This window comes from Streptomyces sp. SCA2-17 (assembly GCF_044336695.1).
The window spans coordinates 3250104-3268431 of the sequence record NZ_CP117521.1 but is presented as its reverse complement, the minus strand read 5'-3'; the positions used below and the strand labels follow the sequence as shown (position 1 = coordinate 3268431).

General features: G+C 70.3%; 20 protein-coding genes and 1 tRNA gene. 6 read left to right on the top strand and 15 right to left on the bottom strand.

Features of this window, described 5'->3' with window-relative positions; translation table 11 throughout:
• Positions 1-15 precede the first annotated feature (15 nt).
• On the bottom strand, positions 16-633 hold the full coding sequence (locus tag PS271_RS14645) for a TetR/AcrR family transcriptional regulator (protein WP_398382319.1): 618 nt from the start codon (positions 631-633) through the stop codon (positions 16-18).
• Positions 634-791: 158 nt separating this feature from the next.
• On the opposite strand from PS271_RS14645, the gene PS271_RS14640 reads away from it, so the two are divergent.
• Positions 792-2048: an MFS transporter gene (locus tag PS271_RS14640; protein ID WP_398382318.1), complete on the top strand. Its 1257-nt coding sequence runs from the start codon at positions 792-794 to the stop codon at positions 2046-2048.
• Between the two features lie 60 nt (positions 2049-2108).
• Here the strand turns inward: PS271_RS14640 and PS271_RS14635 are convergent, their stop codons facing one another.
• Complete coding sequence (locus tag PS271_RS14635; protein WP_398382317.1) at positions 2109-3764, bottom strand: long-chain fatty acid--CoA ligase; 1656 nt, start codon at positions 3762-3764, stop codon at positions 2109-2111.
• 437 nt (positions 3765-4201) lie between these two features.
• Here PS271_RS14635 and PS271_RS14630 point away from each other — a divergent pair, with 437 nt between their 5' ends.
• Positions 4202-4492 (top strand): hypothetical protein, encoded by a 291-nt coding sequence (locus PS271_RS14630; protein WP_398382316.1) that lies wholly within the window; start codon positions 4202-4204, stop codon positions 4490-4492.
• A 279-nt stretch (positions 4493-4771) separates the two neighbouring features.
• On the opposite strand, the gene PS271_RS14625 is transcribed toward PS271_RS14630, so the two are convergent.
• From PS271_RS14625 to PS271_RS14595, 7 genes are all read right to left on the bottom strand, one after another.
• Complete coding sequence (locus PS271_RS14625) at positions 4772-5311, bottom strand: SigE family RNA polymerase sigma factor (RefSeq protein ID WP_120755156.1); 540 nt, start codon at positions 5309-5311, stop codon at positions 4772-4774.
• Between the two features lie 160 nt (positions 5312-5471).
• Entirely contained in the window at positions 5472-6305 is an 834-nt protein-coding gene (locus PS271_RS14620; RefSeq protein WP_398382315.1) for a DUF1906 domain-containing protein, read from the bottom strand.
• Between the two features lie 53 nt (positions 6306-6358).
• Positions 6359-7504 carry a lipid-transfer protein gene (locus PS271_RS14615; protein ID WP_398382314.1) on the bottom strand — a complete coding sequence of 382 codons (1146 nt, stop codon included), beginning with the start codon at positions 7502-7504 and terminating at the stop codon, positions 6359-6361.
• Complete coding sequence (locus tag PS271_RS14610) at positions 7501-7932, bottom strand: hotdog family protein (protein WP_398382313.1); 432 nt, start codon at positions 7930-7932, stop codon at positions 7501-7503. The genes PS271_RS14615 and PS271_RS14610 overlap by 4 nt, the downstream gene beginning before the upstream one ends.
• On the bottom strand, positions 7929-8879 hold the full coding sequence (locus PS271_RS14605; protein ID WP_398382312.1) for a bifunctional MaoC family dehydratase N-terminal/OB-fold nucleic acid binding domain-containing protein: 951 nt from the start codon (positions 8877-8879) through the stop codon (positions 7929-7931). The genes PS271_RS14610 and PS271_RS14605 overlap by 4 nt, the downstream gene beginning before the upstream one ends.
• Before the next feature lie 234 nt (positions 8880-9113).
• The gene (locus PS271_RS14600) at positions 9114-9434 is read right to left on the bottom strand and encodes a hypothetical protein (protein WP_398382311.1); all 321 of its coding nucleotides are present in this window, start codon (positions 9432-9434) and stop codon (positions 9114-9116) included.
• Between the two features lie 329 nt (positions 9435-9763).
• Entirely contained in the window at positions 9764-10627 is an 864-nt protein-coding gene (locus PS271_RS14595; RefSeq protein WP_398382310.1) for a putative protein N(5)-glutamine methyltransferase, read from the bottom strand.
• Positions 10628-10908: 281 nt separating this feature from the next.
• Here PS271_RS14595 and PS271_RS14590 point away from each other — a divergent pair, with 281 nt between their 5' ends.
• On the top strand, positions 10909-12141 hold the full coding sequence (locus tag PS271_RS14590) for an LmeA family phospholipid-binding protein (RefSeq protein ID WP_398382309.1): 1233 nt from the start codon (positions 10909-10911) through the stop codon (positions 12139-12141).
• Between the two features lie 84 nt (positions 12142-12225).
• On the opposite strand, the gene PS271_RS14585 is transcribed toward PS271_RS14590, so the two are convergent.
• The 6 genes from PS271_RS14585 to PS271_RS14560 form a co-directional block, all read right to left on the bottom strand.
• Positions 12226-12312, bottom strand: a tRNA-Ser gene (locus PS271_RS14585).
• 98 nt (positions 12313-12410) lie between these two features.
• Entirely contained in the window at positions 12411-13379 is a 969-nt protein-coding gene (hemC, locus tag PS271_RS14580; protein WP_398382308.1) for a hydroxymethylbilane synthase, read from the bottom strand.
• A complete protein-coding gene (locus tag PS271_RS14575) occupies positions 13376-14125 on the bottom strand; it encodes an NUDIX domain-containing protein (RefSeq protein ID WP_398382307.1) in 750 nt (249 codons plus the stop codon). Before PS271_RS14575 ends, hemC begins: the two co-directional genes overlap by 4 nt.
• 284 nt (positions 14126-14409) lie before the next feature.
• Positions 14410-15261 (bottom strand): helix-turn-helix domain-containing protein, encoded by an 852-nt coding sequence (locus tag PS271_RS14570; RefSeq protein ID WP_398382306.1) that lies wholly within the window; start codon positions 15259-15261, stop codon positions 14410-14412.
• A 24-nt stretch (positions 15262-15285) separates the two neighbouring features.
• Complete coding sequence (locus PS271_RS14565) at positions 15286-15810, bottom strand: DUF6879 family protein (RefSeq protein ID WP_398382305.1); 525 nt, start codon at positions 15808-15810, stop codon at positions 15286-15288.
• On the bottom strand, positions 15779-16024 hold the full coding sequence (locus PS271_RS14560) for a hypothetical protein (protein ID WP_398382304.1): 246 nt from the start codon (positions 16022-16024) through the stop codon (positions 15779-15781). The genes PS271_RS14565 and PS271_RS14560 overlap by 32 nt, the downstream gene beginning before the upstream one ends.
• An 853-nt stretch (positions 16025-16877) precedes the next feature.
• On the opposite strand from PS271_RS14560, the gene PS271_RS14555 reads away from it, so the two are divergent.
• The 3 genes from PS271_RS14555 (at position 16878) to PS271_RS14545 (ending at position 18309) form a co-directional block, all read left to right on the top strand.
• Positions 16878-17099: a hypothetical protein gene (locus PS271_RS14555; protein ID WP_398382303.1), complete on the top strand. Its 222-nt coding sequence runs from the start codon at positions 16878-16880 to the stop codon at positions 17097-17099.
• 278 nt (positions 17100-17377) lie between these two features.
• On the top strand, positions 17378-17566 hold the full coding sequence (locus PS271_RS14550; protein WP_398382302.1) for a hypothetical protein: 189 nt from the start codon (positions 17378-17380) through the stop codon (positions 17564-17566).
• Between the two features lie 167 nt (positions 17567-17733).
• On the top strand, positions 17734-18309 hold the full coding sequence (locus tag PS271_RS14545; protein WP_398382301.1) for a hypothetical protein: 576 nt from the start codon (positions 17734-17736) through the stop codon (positions 18307-18309).
• Positions 18310-18328 lie beyond the last annotated feature (19 nt).

Below are 18328 nucleotides of genomic sequence, written 5' to 3'. Positions count from 1 at the left end.
AGCAGGCCGGCCCGGTCAGCCAGCCGCGCCCGGTTCGGGCTCCCGCTCCCCCGCCGGCCGGGTGATCCGCGCCGCGGCCGTCCGTACGGACTCGCGCAGCCCGGCCAGGTCGTCCTCCGCCCCGCCCACGAGCAGCCGGCGGAACTGGGGCACAGCCGTGGCCCACCCGGCCAGCGCGCTGATCATGAAGAGCAGGTGCCGCGGCGGCAGCGCCGCGTCGACCCGCCCCTTCTCCTGCGCGGCGGCGAAGGCCTCGGCCTTGGCGTCGTAGCGGGCGCGCCGGGCCGCCTCGTGCGGGATCTCCCCGTTCCCGTACTCCAGGCCCTCCCACAGGAGCAGCCGCACCAGCTCGGGGTGGGCCCGGTGGTAGGCCATGAGGCGGTCGACGTAGCAGTCGGGGTCGTCGGCGTCGACGGGCACGGCGGAGGCGAGCTCCAGCAGCGCGTGCTCAAGCACCTGGGAGAACAGCTCGGCCTTGTCACCGAAGTACGCGTAGATGAGCTGCTTGTTCGCCTTCGCCTCGCGGGCGATGCGGTCGACGCGCGCACCGGCGATGCCGTGGGCGGCGAACTCGGCGGTCGCCGCGGCGAAGATGCGCGCCTTGGTGGCCTCGGGATCCCTCACTGCTGCCATGCACCCAGCGTAACCAACTATTCGGTTGACAGCACGTTCTGTTTCACGTGAAACTTATAACCAACCAGTTGGTTATACCCGCACCGCGTTGCGCCACGCTGCACCGCGTCGCACCACACCACGCCACACCCAGCACGGCCCAGGGGGACCCACCGCTCATGCCCACGCCCGTAGACGCACCCGCCGGCACAGCCGCAGATCCCGCCGCCCCCGTATCGGCACCCGCATCCGCACCCGCGCCCGGGCCCGCCCGCGCCGGCAACACCGTCCTCCTCGCCGTCATCTCCCTCTGCACGGCCGTCACCGCCGCGAACATCTACCTCGCGGCCCCGCTCCTCGGCCTCATCGCCCGCGACTTCGGCGTCGCTCCCTCCGCGGCGGGCTGGATCGCCTCCGTCGCGCAGCTCGGTTACGCCATCGGCCTGCTGGTCTTCGCCCCGCTCGGCGACACCGCCGACCGGCGCCGGCTCGTGGCCGTGCTGTCCGCCGTGGCCGGCGCGGCCCTCGTCGCGGCGACGGTCGCGCCCGGCCTCCCCGCACTGGCCGCGGCCGTCCTGGTGGCCTGCGCCGCGACGGTCGTCCCGCAGCTGCTCGTGCCGCTCGTCGCCGAGCGGGCGCCCGCCGAGCGGCGCGGCCGGCACGTGGCCGCGGTCGTGGCCGGGCTGTTCACGGGCATCGTCGCGGCCCGCGTCCTCGGCTCGCTCGCCGGTCAGGCGTACGGCTGGCGCGCCGTCTTCCTCGGCTCGGCCGCGCTGACCGTCGCCATCGGCCTGCTGACCGCCCTGATCCTGCCGGCCGAGACCCGCCCGCGCCGCGCCTCCCGGCCGCTGAAGGCCGTCGCCGCACTGCCGGGCCTGCTGCGGGCCTCGTCCGAACTGCGGGCCGCGTGCCTGCGCCAGGGCGGCCTGTTCGGCGCCTGGAGCTCCCTCTGGACGACGCTCGTCCTGCTGCTCACCGCGGACGAGCCGTTCCACCTGTCCACCGCGTCCGCGGGCCTCTTCGGCCTGTTCGGGCTCGTCTCGACGGCGGTCGCCCCCGTGTCGGGCTCGCTCATCGACCGCTTCGGCGCGTCCCGGGTCGTCACCACGGCGTACGTCCTCGCGGCCGTCTCGCTGCCGCTGTTCTGGCTGGGCGGGCACCAGCTGTGGGCGCTGTGCGCGGGAGCGGTGTTCCTCCACACGGGCCTGATGGCCGGTCAGGTCGCCAACCAGACCCGGGCACTGGCCGCGACCGGCACGCCCGCGGCGGCCAACACGGCCTACGTCGTCGCGGCGTTCATCGGCGGCGCGAGCGCGTCGGCTCTCGCCGGCCCCGCGTACGCCCACTGGGGCTGGAACGGCGTGTGCGCCATCGCGACCGCCGCGATCGCCATCGGCTGGGCGGGCAGCGCTGCGGTGACGCGCAAGAACCGCTGACGCACCGCTGAAGAGCCGACGCACCGGGCGGTCTCCCGTATCGGGAGACCGCCCGCTCCGCTACGCCAGGACGGTGACCTCCAGCTCCCCGTCCGCGTACTGCTTGCGCAGCACCTTCTTGTCGAACTTGCCCACCGACGTCTTCGGCACGGTCACGACCACCGCCCACCGCTCGGGCAGCTGCCAGCGGGCCACCCGCTCGCCGAGGAACGCACGCAGGGCGGCGTAGTCCGCGTCCTTGCCGTCCTTGAGGACGACCGTGGCGAGGGGGCGCTCGCCCCACTTCTCGTCGGGGACGGCCACGACGGCCGCCTCGGCGACGTCCGGGTGGGCCATCAGGTGGTTCTCCAGCTCGACGGAGGAGATCCACTCACCACCGGACTTGATCACGTCCTTGGCGCGGTCGGTGAGGGTGAGGAAGCCGTCGGCGGTGATCGTGCCGACGTCGCCCGTGCGCAGCCAGCCGTCCGGGCTGAACTTGTCCTCGGGCCGCACCGGTTCGCCGACCGCGCCGCCGTAGTACGCGCCCGCGATCCACGGCCCGCGCACCTCCAGCTCGCCGGCCGACGTGCCGTCCCAGGGCAGCGTCTCCCCGCCGGGTCCGGCGAGCCGGGCCTCCACGGAGGAGGGCAGCCGGCCCTGGGTGACGCGGTAGGGCCACTCCTCCTCCTCGCTCAGACCGGCCGGCGGGTAGGCGACCGAGCCCAGCGGCGAGGTCTCCGTCATCCCCCAGGCCTGCACGATCCGCACGCCGTGGCGCTCGTGGAAGCCCCGCATCATCGCGGGCGGCGCGGCCGAGCCGCCGCTGATGACCGTGCGCAGCGAGGACAGGTCCCGCGGCCGGGCGTCGAGCTCGGCGAGCAGGCCGGCCCAGATGGTGGGGACGCCTGCGGACACCGTGGGCCGCTCGGTGGCGATCATGTCGGCGAGCGGGGCGGGCTGGAGGAAGCGGTCGGGCATCAGCAGGGACGTGCCGGCCATGAAGGCGGCGTGCGGCAAGCCCCAGGCGTTCACGTGGAACATCGGCACGACGGGGAGGCAGGTGTCGGCGGGCGTCAGGCCGAACGCCGAGGCCGCGTTGACCTCCATCGCGTGGAGGTAGACCGAACGGTGGCTGTAGAGCACGCCCTTGGGCTCGCCGGTGGTGCCGGAGGTGTAGCAGAGGGCGGCGGCCTGCCGCTCGTCCAGCTGCGGCCAGTCGAAGCCGGAGACGGGGCGGCCCGCGATCAGCTCCTCGTACTCGTGCACGCGGGGCCGGCAGCCCTCCAGCACGGAGCGGTCGCCCGGACCCGAGACGATCACGTGCTCGACGGTGGGGAGGTGCGGCAGGAGCGGCGCGAGCAGCGGCAGCAGCGAGCCGTTGACGAGGACCACGCGGTCCGCGGCGTGGTTGACGATGAAGACGAGCTGCTCGACGGGCAGCCGCAGGTTCAGCGTGTGCAGGACGGCGCCCATGGAGGGGATCGCGAGATACGCCTCCAGGTGGTCGCTGTTGTTCCACATGAGGGTCGCGATCCGCTGGTCGCCGGTCACCCCCAGCTCGTCGCGCAGCGCGTGGGCCAGCTGGACGGACCGCTCCGCGACCTCCCGGAAACTGCGCCGCAGTGGCTCGCCGTCCCCGGTCCACGTGGTCACCGTGGCGCCGCCGTGCACCAGCGCGCCATGGGCGAGGATGCGCGTGACTGTGAGCGGTACGTCCTGCATCGTGCTCTGCACCGGGGTCCTCCCGTAAGACCTGGTACGGCGGGTGTCGTCCGCTGATTGTGCTGGGGTATCTCGCGGTAAGTCACTACCCCGGGGCCGCTCGGACAGCGTGATCGGGACACCCTGGAGCGGGCCGTGACGCCTCTCCGCCCGCTCCGGAGACTGCGGAATTCACCGCGGGGCAATGCGTCATATTTTCTCCGGCGTCAACAAAGGGCATGTTCGGGCGTCAACACGAACGGGTGAATTCCTTGATGACCCGAAGAACGGAAAACCCCTCCGCACGGGCCCGGGAAACGGCCCGTGAGCCCCTGCGGAAACCCCGTCAACGGCGCCTGGAGCGCTCTCGGTACGACGGGGGACCACCGTTGCTTCGGCCATAGCCTGAACGCCCCGCGGCCTCTTCAAAAACTCGCGGGGAATCCGCATCCCCAACCCAGGAGATTGACATGACCACGAACGATGGCCCCCCTGCTCAGGGGCCGGGCGCCGACGCTGCGCGCACCCGGGAGCCGAGGGTCTTCCCCGGCGCCGGCCAGGGCCTCGACCGGGCGATGACGAAGCTCGCCGCCACCGCCATCTTTGTCTCGCTGATCCACGGGGCCCGCATGGAGCCCCACGCGGCGGGCCTGCTGACCATGGAGATCGTCGCCGGCACTTGCCTGATCCACTCCACCGGCCCCGCCATGCGGAGCGGTGGAACGAAGGTCAAGCAATTGCTGAACGCAATCACCGGCTAGCCGCCCCCCTATTGATCATATCGTCGTCGCTTCTGTTCGAGCCGGGCATCCGGTCCGGTTCGAACGGAGGCGCGTCCGTGCGCAAAATATGGAGTATCCCGACCGGGTGAACGACATGGTGGCAGCAAATGCAGCGGTGCGCGAGCGCGGAACCACCCATTCGAGGGAAGCGCGCTACCCTTCGCCACCCTGCGCCATGTTTCGCTATGCCCCTCGGTCGTACTCACGGTGCGGCGATACCGCGCCGCCAGCCGCGGTCCGACACCGCTACCGCCACCGCTACGCCGCGCAGGCCAGCTCCGGATCCTCGCGCAGCTTCCCGAGCGCCCGGGAGACCGCGCTCTTGACCGTGCCGACGGAGACGCCGAGCAGCTCGGCCGTCTGCACCTCGGTGAGGTCCTCGTAATACCTGAGGACGACCATGGCCCGCTGCCGCGCCGGCAGCCGCAGCACGGCACGCCACATCGCGTCGCGCAGCGCCTGCTGCTCGGCCGGGTCCACCGAGGGGGCCGCGTCGGGCTCGGGCAGCTCGTCGCAGGGGAACTCCTCGACCTTGCGCTTGCGCCACTGCGAGGTGCGGGTGTTCACCAGGGCGCGGCGTACGTAGCCGTCCAGGGCCCGGTGGTCCTCGATCCGCTCCCAGGCCAGGTAGGTCTTGGTGAGCGCGGTCTGCAGCAGGTCCTCCGCGTCGCACGGGTTCGAGGTCAGGGAGCGCGCGGTGCGCTGCAGCACCGGACCGCGTGCCCGTACGTAGGAGGAGAACGACGGGTACACGGCGGTGGATGCGCTGGTGCACACAGGCGTCGTGGTTGCTGTCATGCCTCAACGCTAGGAGCGCACCTGTACCCGGCGGATCGCCCGCAGGTGCCGAAGCGCGATCCCCCTCAGGTCGTACTGCTGGGGCTACCCCCACCTCCCGGAGGGGGAGAGGAATCGGGGACGGGCCGGGGGACGGCCCGGCCCCCTCCCCCCGCTCCCCTCAGTCGATGATCGCGACCGGCGCGTCCACCAGGTTGCGGTCGACGGTCAGCTTCCGTCCGCCGTGGGACTCGGTGATGTTCCCCTTGTACTGGTGGATGCGGCGGTGCGGCTGCCACGCGCCGCGCCCGATCGACGGCTCGCCGTCCGTCGTGGGCTCCACCCGCCAGCGGGCGAACCACAGCACGTCGGGCAGCGACGTCGCACCCGAGCGGCGGGCCCGGTCCATGTGCCGCACCCCGGACTCGGCGCTGCTGTAGAAGCCCGGCAGGTAGCCGGCGCTGCGCACGGCCGTCGCCCAGCCGCGGATGAAGGCCAGCGTCGTACGGGCGCAGTCGCCGTCCTTGTCGTCGTACGCCTCCATGTCGAGGTAGAGGGGGCTGTGGATGTCGATGCCGAGGCCGGAGGCGCGGGAGACGGCCTCCTCGCCCTCCGTCTGGCCCTGGTCGAAGGGGTAGGAGCCGATGGGGTAGCCCTTCTTGTTCGCCGCCCGCACGCAGGGCGACTGGGAGCCCACGTAGATCGGCAGGATGCGCCAGCCGAGGTCGTCGGCGCCCTCCAGCCAGCGCTCGCTCAGATACGTCTGGCGCGGGCAGGCGCGGGCGCGGCCGGCGAAGTAGACCCCGACGGCGCGGTAGTCCGACGACTTCCACGCGCTCAGCGTGGTCAGCGCGGGGGCCTGGCAGGTGTCGATGCCCCAGCCCTTGAAGACGGACGCCCCCTCGCTCCGCGGGTCCCCCCGGTCGCCGGCGCCCGCGGGCTCGGCGAAGATCAACTGGGTGACCACCGCCATAAGGGCGAGGAGATATCCGATGATCTTCCTTCGTCGGTCCATAACCGGAGTCAAAGGCGCTGGAGCCCGGCGCCGTTCCGTGACACGCCCTCCGTTCATCCGTCTGCCCCGAGAAGCAGCCCGGACGTGGGAACTCCGGTCCCGGCGGTGACCAGCACCCGGGCGGCGCCCGGCACCTGGTTCACGGCGGTGCCGCGCACCTGCCGCACCGCCTCCGCAATGCCGTTCATGCCGTGGAGGTACGCCTCCCCCAGCTGGCCCCCGTGCGTGTTCAGCGGCAGGACGTCCGACTCCACGAACGCGCCTCCTTCGCCGGGCGCGCAGAAGCCGAACTCCTCCAGCTGCATCAGCACGTACGGCGTGAAGTGGTCGTAGAGGACGGCCGCATCGACGTCCGCGGGGCCCAGGCCGCTGCTGCCCCACAACTGCCGTGCGACGACGCCCATCTCGGGCAGTCCCTCGATGCCGTCCCGGTAGTAACTGGTCATCTGCTCCTGCGCGCGGCCGGCGCCCTGCGCCGCCGCGAGGATCACCGCGGGCGGGCGGGCGAGGGTGCGGGCCCGCTCGACGGAGGTGACGACCAGGGCCTGCCCGCCGTCCGTCTCCTGGCAGCAGTCGAGCAGCCGCAGCGGCTCGGCGATCCACCGGGAGGCGGCGTGGTCGGCGAGGGTGATCGGGCGGCCGTGGAAGTACGCGGCCGGGTTCGTCGCGGCGTGACGGCGGTCGGTGACGGCGACGTGCCCGAAGACCCCGGGCTCCAGGCCGTACGTGTGCAGGTAGCGGCGGGCGGCCATGGCGACCCAGGACGCCGGCGTGAGGAGCCCGTACGGGAGTCCCCAGCCGAGCGCCGCGCCCTCCGCCGAGGGTTCGCGCGACCGCACCCCGGCGCCGAAGCGGCGGCCGGAGCGCTCGTTGAAGGCCCGGTAGCAGACCACCACCTCGGCGAGGCCGGCCGCGACGGCGAGGGCGGCCTGCTGGACGGTGGCGCAGGCCGCGCCGCCGCCGTAGTGGACGCGGGAGAAGAAGGTCAGCTCGCCGATGCCGGCCGCCTGGGCGACGGTGATCTCGGGGCTGGTGTCCATGGTGAAGGTGACCATGCCGTCGACGTCGCGGGGGCCGAGCCCGGCGTCGTCGAGGGCCGCGCGGACGGCCTCGGCGGCCAGGGCGAGCTCGCTGCGGCCGGAGTCCTTGGTGAAGGCGGTGGCGCCGATGCCGGCGACGGCCGCGGTGCCGGCGATCACGGGCGGGGCCGGGTGGGGAGGGGGTGGGCGGCGACGACGCGGCCGGTGACGTGGCGGCCGAGGCGGTTCGTACCGGCGACGGAGATCTCGATGAGGCCCTCGGACGCGGCGGTGTGCTCATCCACGGAAAGGATCCTTCCGGTCAGCACCAGAACGTCGCCTGGATAGCTGGGCACTCCGAGCCGGATGGAAACCTTGCGGAGAACGACATTCAGGCCGAGCTGACCGGTCACATAGTCGGTGACATAACGGCCGACCAAGCCATTGGTGGTGAGGATGTTCATGAAGATGTCAGGAGTGCCCTTTGCGCGGGCGGCCTCGGCGTCGTGGTGCACGTCCTGGTAATCACGGGAGGCGAAGGCACCCGCGACGATGAGCGTACGGGTGATGGGGACGGTGAGGGACGGGAGTTCTTCGCCGGGCCTCATGCGCCCGCCCCTTCCGGACCGGCCGACTGAGCGCGGAACACCGGGAGTTCCCATGCGTCGTCCACTCGTATGAATTCCAGCTCGACCGACATTCCTATGCGCACGCCGTCGTACGGGACGCCGGTGATGCTGCTGATCATCCGTACGCCTTCGGCGAGTTCGACGAGAGCGACGGCGTACGGCGGGTCGAAGGCCGGGAAGGGCGGGTGGTGCATGACGACGTACGAGTGGACGGTGCCGGAGCCGCCGGCCTCGACGGTCTCCCACGCGGGCGAGCCGCAGCGGCCGCAGCCCGGCAGCCAGGGGAAGCGGAGGGTGCCGCAGGCCGTGCAGCGCTGGATGAGCAGCTTGTGCGCGGCGACGCCTTCCCAGAAGGGGGCGTTGTCGCGGTTGATCACGGGGCGGGGGCGGGTGGGGTGGGTGGGCTCTGGGTGTTCTTCGGGAGCCGGGGGCCGTACGGGGGCCGGTGCGTATTTGAGGATGCGGAAGCGGTGGGTGCCGACGAGCTCGCCGGCGGCCCGCACGCGCATCATCGTGGTGATGAAGTAGCCGGCGCCGAGCCTGGTGGTCTTGCGGGGCGAGACGGTCTCGATGACCGTGTCGAAGGTGAGCCGGTCGCCGGGGCGGAGCGGGCGTACGTACTCCTGCTCGCAGTCGGTCGCGACGACCGCGGTGTACCCGGCGCCGTCGAGCAGGGCGAAGAGCTCGTCGTAGGCGGGGGTGCGGGCGGCGGAGGCACCGGAGAGACCGGGCATCGTCCAGGCCTGGAGCATGGTGGGCGGGGCGATCGCTTCATCACCGGTGTAGGCGGGGTTGGTGTCGCCCATCGCCTCGCACCAGTGCCTGATCATGGGGAGGTTGACGGGGTCGGGAGCGGGCGCGGAGACGGCGGCGGGCCGGCCCTCGAAGGCCTTGAGCAGGTGGTGGACGTCGCTGGGCGGACGCACGGGGACCCCCTCTCTCTTCTACCAATCTGACTATCCGTCAGATTCGGGAGGGCGGTCAAGGACCGCGCGCTGCCGGACATGGCTGCGCGGCGGCACCGGAGTGCCGCCGCGCACCATCACCAGACCCTCTGTCCCGGTCACCCGGTCGTCCCAGTCGCCTGGTCGCCCCGGCACCTGGTCACCTATGCCGCCCCCGGCCGTGCCACCCCCGGATCCGGCCCCGGCCGCCCCGGCCTACCAGCGGTCGTCGGTGAAGATGATGGTGACGTTGTCCTGACGGATGGCCGTGTTGCCCGGGCCGTTGGCACTCGCGGTGTTGGCCGCGTTGTGCGCGCCGGTGCCGGTCGCCTGCTGCTGCGTCGTACTGGAGTTCCCGTGGTTGCTTCCCCCGACGCCGCTTCCGACGACGGCCGCCGCGGCGGCGTTCGACCCGCGGTTGGCCACCTGGTTGCCATTGCCGTCGTCGGAGGCGTGGGCGACGCCTGAGAGGAGGACGGCGGCCACGGGGACGGCGGCGGCGGTGGTGAGGACGCGAGCAGTGCGGGTGCTTGCCATTTCAATTCCTCCGGAACGCTGAGCGGAACTACTGCCCAATAGAGATAACTACTCGGCAGAGCCGGGGAGTTGGCCGACCACCCGGCGAGGTTTCGACGTCGCACCTCAAGATTGCCCCCCGAATCCCCGGCGAACCACCCGTCCCTCGCCATTCCCTCGCAAGCATGACCACTCCGCCTTAAACCCCGTCACTTCGCCGGACCGCCGACCCCTGGCCCCCAGGGGACCCTTGAAGACCAAGAGCCACAAGGGCAGAACCGTTCCGGCGAAATTTCGGCCAATTTCGTAAACGTAGCCGGGAAGGGGGCGGCAGGAGAGGGCATATACGTTCAGGCGGGGCGGGGGGAGGCGGCCGGGGCCGTTCCCACCACCACGGTCGCGTCCAGCTCCTCGCACTCGACGACCTGCGCGCTCAGCCCGGCCGCCAGGAACGTCGCGACCGTGCCCGCCGCCTGGCGCTCGCTCGTCTCGACCAGCAGGTGACCGCCGGGCGCGAGCCAGTCCACAGCGGCCGCGGCGACCCTGCGCTGCACGCCGAGCCCGTCCGACCCGCCGTCCAGGGCCACGCGCGCCTCGTGGTCGCGGGCCTCGCCGGGCAGGAGGGCGATCGCCTCGGTGGGCACGTAGGGCGCATTGGCCACGAGTACGTCTATGCGCCCCTGGAGTTCCCGGGGCAGCGGCTCGTAGAGGTCGCCTTCGTACACGGCGCCGCCCGCGCCGACGTTCCGCCGGGCACAGCGCACCGCGGCGGGGTCGATGTCGGCCGCGTGCAGCTCGGCGTCGCCGAGCACCGCGGCGAGCACGGCGCCCACCGCTCCGGAGCCGCAGCACAGGTCGACGATGACGGCGCGCGGGGAGGGGAGGGCGAGGGCGAGCGCCGCCGCCTGTCCGACCAGGAACTCCGTACGCCGCCGCGGTACGAAGACGCCCGCGTCGACGGCTATGCGCAGGCCGCAGAACTCGGCCCAGCCGACCACGTGTTCGAGCGGGAGTCCGGCGGCGCGCCGCGCGACCATGTCCTCTGCCTCGCCGGCCGTACGCGCCGCGCCGAGGATGAGCCGGGCCTCGTCCTCGGCGAAGACGCAGCCGGCGGCCCGGAGCGCGGAAACGACGCGAGGAAAGAGGAAGGAGGAAGAGAAAGAAGAAGAGGAAAGCGAGGGGAGAGAAGAGGGGAGAGAAAGCGAAGCAACCATGAGGGGGCCTTCCGGATCACCGAAGGGCGCTCTCGCGGGTCGGCTACAAGGAAGAGGCGACCGTACGACCGTAGGAAGAGAGCACCCTGACTGCCACTGCGGTAATGGGTCTCACCTCCTGGGACGGTTTTCTGCCACTGGCCGGGAGCAACAGTACCTGATCACTGGCGGCTCGGGCAGGTCCACGACAAAGCGGAACGGACGTCAATAGCGGTGCCGTTTTAGGACGTACCACCGGTAGCCCTTGCGTCCGAGGGGCGCGCGCGTGGTGGGATATGGCGATGCGACCCCCCATACGCATACCCTCCCGCCCCCACAACCCGTACGAAGAACTGGCAGAACTGGCCGACCCGGAGCCCCACACCGAGCCGCCCCCACTCATCCCCCTCCGCCTCAGCTACCCGGAAGCGGAATCGGATGCGGAACCGGACGACGATCCCTGGTCGCCGCCGAACCACCGCCGCGGCAAGCGCGGCCGCCGCCGTCGCCGCAGCCCGTTCGCGGCCGTGCCCCGCGCGCTGAAGCTGCTGATCGCGCTCGCCCTCTGCGGCGGGATCCTGGTCCTGGCGGACCGCTGCGCACAGATGTACGCGGAGAAGAAGGCACAGCAGAAGCTCCAGCAGGAGCTCCACCTGGCGGCCGCTCCCCAGGTGGACATCCACGGCTTCCCGTTCCTCACCCAGGTCCTGGAGAAGCGGCTGCAGCGCGTGGACGTCACCGTGCCGCACGTGGCCGCCGACCGCGTGTCCCTCGCGGAGGTCCGGGCGAGCGCCCACGACATCCGGCTCACCGGAAGCCTCCCCAACGCCATTCGCGGCGCCGTCGTGGAAAACCTCGACGGCGAGGTCCGGCTCTCCTTCGACGACATGAACCGGGAACTCGCCGCCTCACAGGTCCGCTTCAGCCGCCACGACGACCACGCGGTCGACGCCAACGGCAAGCTGACGATCGCGGGCCAGGACGTACGCCTGCGGGCCCAGGCCCGGCTCCAGCTCTCGGGGGGCCGGAGCCTGTCGACGAACATCGACGACATGAGCCTGGACCTGCCCGGCATCGCCACCTACCGCCCCGGCAAGGGCAAGGGCCTCACCCTCCACCACGAGACCGCCGAACGCATCAGCCGCGACACGGCACGCGCCAAGGCCCTGCTCTCGGTGCCGGCCCTGGCGGAACGGCTGGGAGTCTCCCCCACCGATGTCGCCCTTGCCCTGCGGAGCGAGGAAAAACTGCACCAGCTGACGGGCGCGCCCCGCTTCGTGGAGAAGCTCACCCGCCTCAACCTGATCGACGCCGTCGTCGACCACCCCTGGCTCCTGGAAAAGCTCGGCATCGACCCCCACCTGATCGCCGCCCTGACCCACGTCCGCCCCCCGGAACTCACGGACCGCCTGTCCTTCTCGTTCGCCCTCCCCAAGCAGGCCCGCGACCTGCAACTGCGCGACGTGAGGGTGGAGAAGGACGGAATCCGGGCGATGCTCTCGGCCGGGGAACTACCGGTGGGCGAGACGGGGTGACGGCGCCCATGAAGCAGGCACGCACGAAGAAGGGGCACCCCTACCGAGGGGCACCCCTTGTGACCTGCGCGGACGCAGGACGGGCGGAGAGTGTGGGATTTGAACCCACGGTGACATCGCTGCCACGACGGTTTTCAAGACCGTTCCCTTAGGCCGCTCGGGCAACTCTCCTCGCACCCGCCTACCTGCGACGGAGCGGGTACAGCCTACCGGCCGCGGGGCGTAGTCGCGTAGGCCCGTCCACTGGTCGTCCACGGACGGCCGCTGCGTCAGTGCGGGATGCCCTCGATGATGTCGCGGGCACCCTGCCGCAGCAGCTCGGCACAGACCCGGGTGCCGAGGGTGGCGGGGTCGTTGTCGCGTTCGCCCCAGATGTGGGCGTGGACGAATTTCGACCCGTCGCGGGAGAAGACCATGCCGCGCAGGGACAGCTGCCCGTCGGGGTCGGTGATGCAGTGGCCTGCGATGGGACTGTTGCAGTGCCCGCGCAGGCCGTGCAGCATGACCCGCTCGGCAGTGATCTCGGTCATGGTCCGCTCGTCGTTGAGCCGGGCCAGCAGTCCAGTCACGGCCGCGTCGTCCCGGCGGCACTCCAGGCCCAGGGTGCCGGCGCCGACTGCGGGCAGCACCTCGTCCACGCTGAAGACCTGCCGCCCGCGGTGGGCGATCCCGAGCCGCTCCAGCCCGGAGGTGGCGAGCACCATCGCGTCGAGCTTGGCGTCCACCTTCCTCGTGCCGTCGAGCTTCTCGACCCGCGAGCCGACCGCACCCCGGACCCGTACGACGCTGAGATCGGGCCGCACCCGGTTGATCTGCGCCTTCCGCCGCACCGCGGAGGTAGCGACGACGGCGCCCGGCGGGAGATCGTCCAGAGTCTGCCGATCGGAGCCCTCCGGAAAGAGCAGGACGTCCCGCACGTCGTCCCGGAGCAGGTACGCGGCGAAGATCAGCCCTTGTGGGAGAGGCCGGTCGCCGGGGACGTCCTTGACGCAGTGGACGGCCATGTCGACGTCACCGCGCTGGAGCATCTGATCGATTTCCTTGACGTAGAGCCCCTTGCCACCGAGCTGGGCTAGGTCCCCCTGCCACTTGTCCGCCTCGGTGGTCACGGGCACCACGTCGATCTTCAGCTCCGGCTCCTCCTTCCGCAGAAGGGCAGAGACCTGCTCGACCTGGGCGAGCGCCATCGGGGAACTGCGGGTGCCGATCCGAAGGGTGCGGGCGGGGAAGTCGGTCATGGTGTGGCCTCCTCGTTCCTGGCTTCCAGGTAACTGACGGGGCGGGCGCGATGCGTACGCAACGCCCGTGAGACACGTGCGGACAGTCGGGGGTGGAGCAGTTCGAGCGCGGAGCCGGTGTACTCCCAGCGCCACGCGTCGAGCTCCTCGGGCTGGAGGGCGATGCGGTTCTCGTCGCCGGAGTACAAGCGAGGTCCGGTGAAGAGGAAGGACAGCCGGTCGCGCCGCCCCGGGCGGGTGGCCTGCAACCATTCGACGGCGAGGAACTGCCAGGAGTGGGTATCGAAGGTGAGGCCGAGTTCTTCACGGACTTCCCGCCGGACGGCGTCGAGGGGCGATTCCCCCGGTTCAACGATCCCGCCGGGCAGATGCCACGGGCCGCCGGCCTTCGCCGGGTGCACCAGCAACATGCGTCCCAGACGATCCATGATCAGTACGTAGGCCGTGACGGGGAAGCCGTGGGCGACCGTGACCCCCTTGGCCCGCTCGCCGCGCTCCTGGCCGTGCTCGCCGGCTTGGTCCTGGTCGACGTCGGCGTAATCGGTGAACGTCCGCCGGAACGGCCGGTGACCTGAGTCCCGAGCGTGCTCGAACATCCACCCTTCGACAGTCCCACGGTCGACAAAGCGGCCGGAGTGCGCGCCGCACTCGTCCTCGTCACCGGCCACGCACTCCGCGGTGTACTCGGGACACACCGCCTCGTCCTGCGTGATCGTGTACGGCTCGAACCGAAAGACCCGGCTCACTGGTGCCCCTCCGCGTGCCTGCGCATCCGGATGTCGCAGTCCGTGACGGTCGTGTAGTCACCTGCCGTCCGGGCGTCCAACCGGGTAGACGCCAATCTCGTGCACTCACCGCAACCGGGGACCGGTTCCGGCGGCTCAAAGGTCGGCAATCCCAGGTGGGGGGCCGATGACATGGTCGTCCTACGAGTGCTCATCCCCGCTCCTCGTGTCGTCCGAATGGCGACACGCTAGGAGCACGAAAGTCCGACCATCCAGTGAGTTCTACGTTGTTGCACGCGAGTTCTTCACCGGAGGGAGTCGAGTGCTGCGGTCACCACAGCTCGGGCTGGCGCCCCGTACACAGCCAGGTCCCGCAACTCGGAGAACGCTTTGACGTACATCGCGACCTCACCCGGCGCCGTGACGGTCACCTGGGCCGTCAGCAGCTCCACGTGGACCCGCTCGTCATCAAAGATGTTGAAGCCTTCCAGGGTCCACATGCCGCGGCCCTGGGCCGTGAACGGAATGATCCCGACGGATACAGCGGGAAACGACATCACCGACAGCAGGTGTCCCAACTGGCCGGCCATCGTCCCGGCATCGCCGATCTGGTACCTCAACACCGACTCCTCAATCAACAGAGTGAATCGGTGCCCCGCTTCCTGGAGGACGCGCGCCCTGGCCATACGGGCGTCGACAGCTTCGGCAGTGTCGTCCGGCGTGCCGTGGAATCGGCGAATGACCGAGAGCAGCGCGGATGCGTACGCGGGAGTCTGGAACAAGCCGGGTACGACGTGTGACGCGTAGCCTCGGTGCAGCTTCGTACGCTCATAGAGCGGGAGGCGTGATTCCTGCAATCGCCGCAAGCCGGTGCGCTGCAGTCGCTTCCACTCCAGATACATGGAGTCGGCAGTCCGCGACGCCGCGATGATGTCAGCCGCCTGATCGTCTGCATCACATGCCGCGCACCATGCCCGGATATCCGCGTCGGACGGAGGCGTCCGCGCGTTTTCGACGCGTGAGGACTTGGACTTGTTCCACCCGCAGCGTACGGCCAGCTCATGCCCTGTCAGCCCCGCGTCGAGACGGACCTCACGCAGCTTCGCCGCCACTGCCTTGCGCGCTGCTTCGACGCTCGACGACTGGTATTTGGGCATGAGCCGGCTCGTCTACTAACGCCGTTAGACGGCAAACTCCTGGTGAGGTGTGGCGCGCTGCCAGACCGCTTCAAACGCCTCAGCGCACAGTTTGACCACTGCCGGGTCGTCGCACAGTTCGTGCCCTGCAGAGGCGCCGTCACCGCTGAAGTGCCCAAAGCGGATCAGCCGGTCATCGAACAGCCAGAAGTCCGCGCCGGGCAGAGCGAGCGTGGTTGCGTCCTTTCTGGGCAACCAGCGGACCCTTTCGCCGGCCGCGACGTTCAGGTAGGTTCCCGCGTGCTCGTAGCGGATGTACTCGCTAGCGGGCAGAGAGACCACCCGGGCTCGACGCATCTCCACGCCGCGCGCGACCGTGCTTCGCACCAGATCGAGCCAGGAGCGACGGCGCTCCACCGACTCGTGCGTGATCCGCCCACAGGCTTGCCACTCCGCGAAATCGTCGGCCTCTGAGGCGACGCTGTACGTATCCCGCAGCTCCAGGTGAACGGCCGACCGGTGGCACTCCTTGATCAGGTCACTGAACGGCGGAACGCTGTTCGGCCTCATCGCACGCCTTCCTGATCAGCGGCACCATACGCGCCGGAATCCGGATCACTGCTTCCGTGTCGGGGATGTGGCCCACCGTACGGCACTCGTCTTCGGTCTCGCCGTCGGCCTTCCAGCCCTGGAACACCAGGTCGGCTGACTTGCCGTCCACCCACACCGTGGGGCAGTCATCGCCGTTGGTGTTCGGGTCCTTGCCGAAGAACAGTAGAGCCATGACCTTGACCCCTGCCTACTCGGTTGCGTCTGGTTGCACAGACGATGACCCGGCCGACCGGCCCCGTCAAGGGGCCGTGGTGCCCCGCCTCGGACTCCGCAGTCGGCAACGCACAGCAGGGGAGTCAAGACTGGCCACGGAATGGCTCCTATGCCACAGACAGTCAGCCACGACGGCGGGGCAGCCGAGCGGTCGTCCGCCATGTGTGCACCTGTGCCACTTCCCGGCATCAACCACTATGCCAATGCTTTTCCCTCGTCACGGCCTGAGCCCCCCACGGGTCAGCGGCGCTGGTGCTGATACACCTCCCGCAGGCGAACTCGACGCCGCACGCGAAGCGTTCTGCACCACAGAGCATCGGCCCACCACGGGCCTTTGCGGGCGCCGCGAGCCTCGGGCAGTGCCCGGTCGGGCCGGGGTGCGTGGTCCTGGTGGTGCTGCTGCTCGAAGCCCGTCACACCGGGTGGCCGTGGAGTGCCGGCCGCCAGTCGGGGTGCTGAACGTGTTCCGGGCGGTGTGCGAAGCAGTGGTGCGCGCTGAGCGGCCGGGGGCCGCCGTATAGCGGGGCGGAGACAGGAGCGGGCGGCGGCCGCGGGCCGCCAGCGCGCGCGGACCGCGTCAGCGGTCCGCCTTGAACAAGTACAGAAACTCTGAACAGCCTGCCCGCCCTCCACCGGCCGTCCGGCGTGACGGGCTTCGAGCTGCCCCACCACCAGGACCACCGCCACCGGCCCGGCCCGGCACTGCCCGCGGCTCCCCGGCACCCACGAACCGCCCGCGGGCGGCCCGACCAGGCAAGCTCGCGGCTCGGAAACGGACGGTAACCAGGACGGCCTATGCGCGTTCATCATGTATGACCAACACCAAGCGTGTATTTGCCGCCCTCGCCCTTGTGGGGGCCGCACTGACCATGTCGGGCACTGCCCATGCCGAGGCCCCCGCCGGGACGGCAAACAGCCGCATCATGGCCGCTCCAGATGACGGCCTGTTGGGAGGGTTGGGCCTCGGCGGCCTCGCCGACTCCGCCTGCAACCTACTCCACAGCCTGCTCGGCGAGGGCAGCACTGCCTCTTAACGGGATGGTCGTCCCCTAGTCGGCGGCCTTGGGTCTGCACTACACGCAGGCCCCGGGCCACGCAACGCGACTCGCGCCGTGCCCATCCCACCCGTCCTCGTCCGCCTGCTCCGCGACCACATCTCAGCATTCGGCGTCGCCGAAGACGGCCGGCTTTTTCGCGCCGCCCGCGGTGGACACCTGCTCTCCAAGGAGTACGGCGAGATCTGGAAGTGCGCCCGCCAGCCGCCCTGTCCGAGGCCGAAGCCACGTCGCCCCGTGCAGCTAAGGCCTACTCATTGCGGCATGCGGGCGTCTCGCTCTGGCTGACCTCCGGCGTCGTCCCCGCCGAGGTCGCCCGCCGCGCGGGCCACAGCATCGCCGTCCTCTTCCGCTTCTACGCCAAGGTCCTTCACGGCCTCCAGCAGGAGGCCAACGAAAAGATCGAGCGAGCCCTGACGAAGGCCGCCGAGGCATCAGCTGGGTAGCCCCTGCATCCCGGAGCGGAGTGCGGGCCGTAGCTCACGAAGAGCCACGGCCCGCACTCGTTTTGCGTTCAGAGGGCCTCTTTGGCAGCCAACGGCGTTGCTGTTCCGGGCGGTTACCTTCGTATCCCTCTCAGCACGTACCGTACTGCTCGGGAGGGGTGCTAACGGTGGAGACGGATGGAACGCCCAACCGGGACTCGTCGGTCGCGTGGTGGGCTAACAAGTTGATGGCATTACATGTGCAAGGTGCAAGCATTGCCCGCTCTTCAGTCAGCAATCAGTTCCATGGCGGTCGCTCGGACATCGTTGTTCAAGCTGGTGTGATCAACGGCGGCGTCTGGCTCGGCGCCTTCGACGAGCGGCCCAGCCTGCTCTCGTTCTTGCAGCGAGCCCAACTCTCCCAACGTCAGAGTATGATCGGATGGCTATCTCAACCTCCCCCGAGCTTGGCAGCGCGAGTTCCCCCCACCCAGGCAGATCTGGACTTCGGGATAGTGATCTTGCGGGAGAATCTTCAACAAGTCGCGCTGGCCTGTTCGAATCAAGTCGGTGAGACGGCTGAAGCTGTGTGGGACGCTCTGTGTCATAGCGCCAACACCCAGTTCGGCCTCCACTGGAAGCACTGTGGCAGCGACCAACGCTTGTGTTCCATCGACGCCGATGCACACGAAGATCACACTCGGCGCATAGTCCAGGCAATCGACGCATATGTCCGTACCGTCCGTAGCAGCCGCACGGACTGAGATGCGGCCTGCAACTATC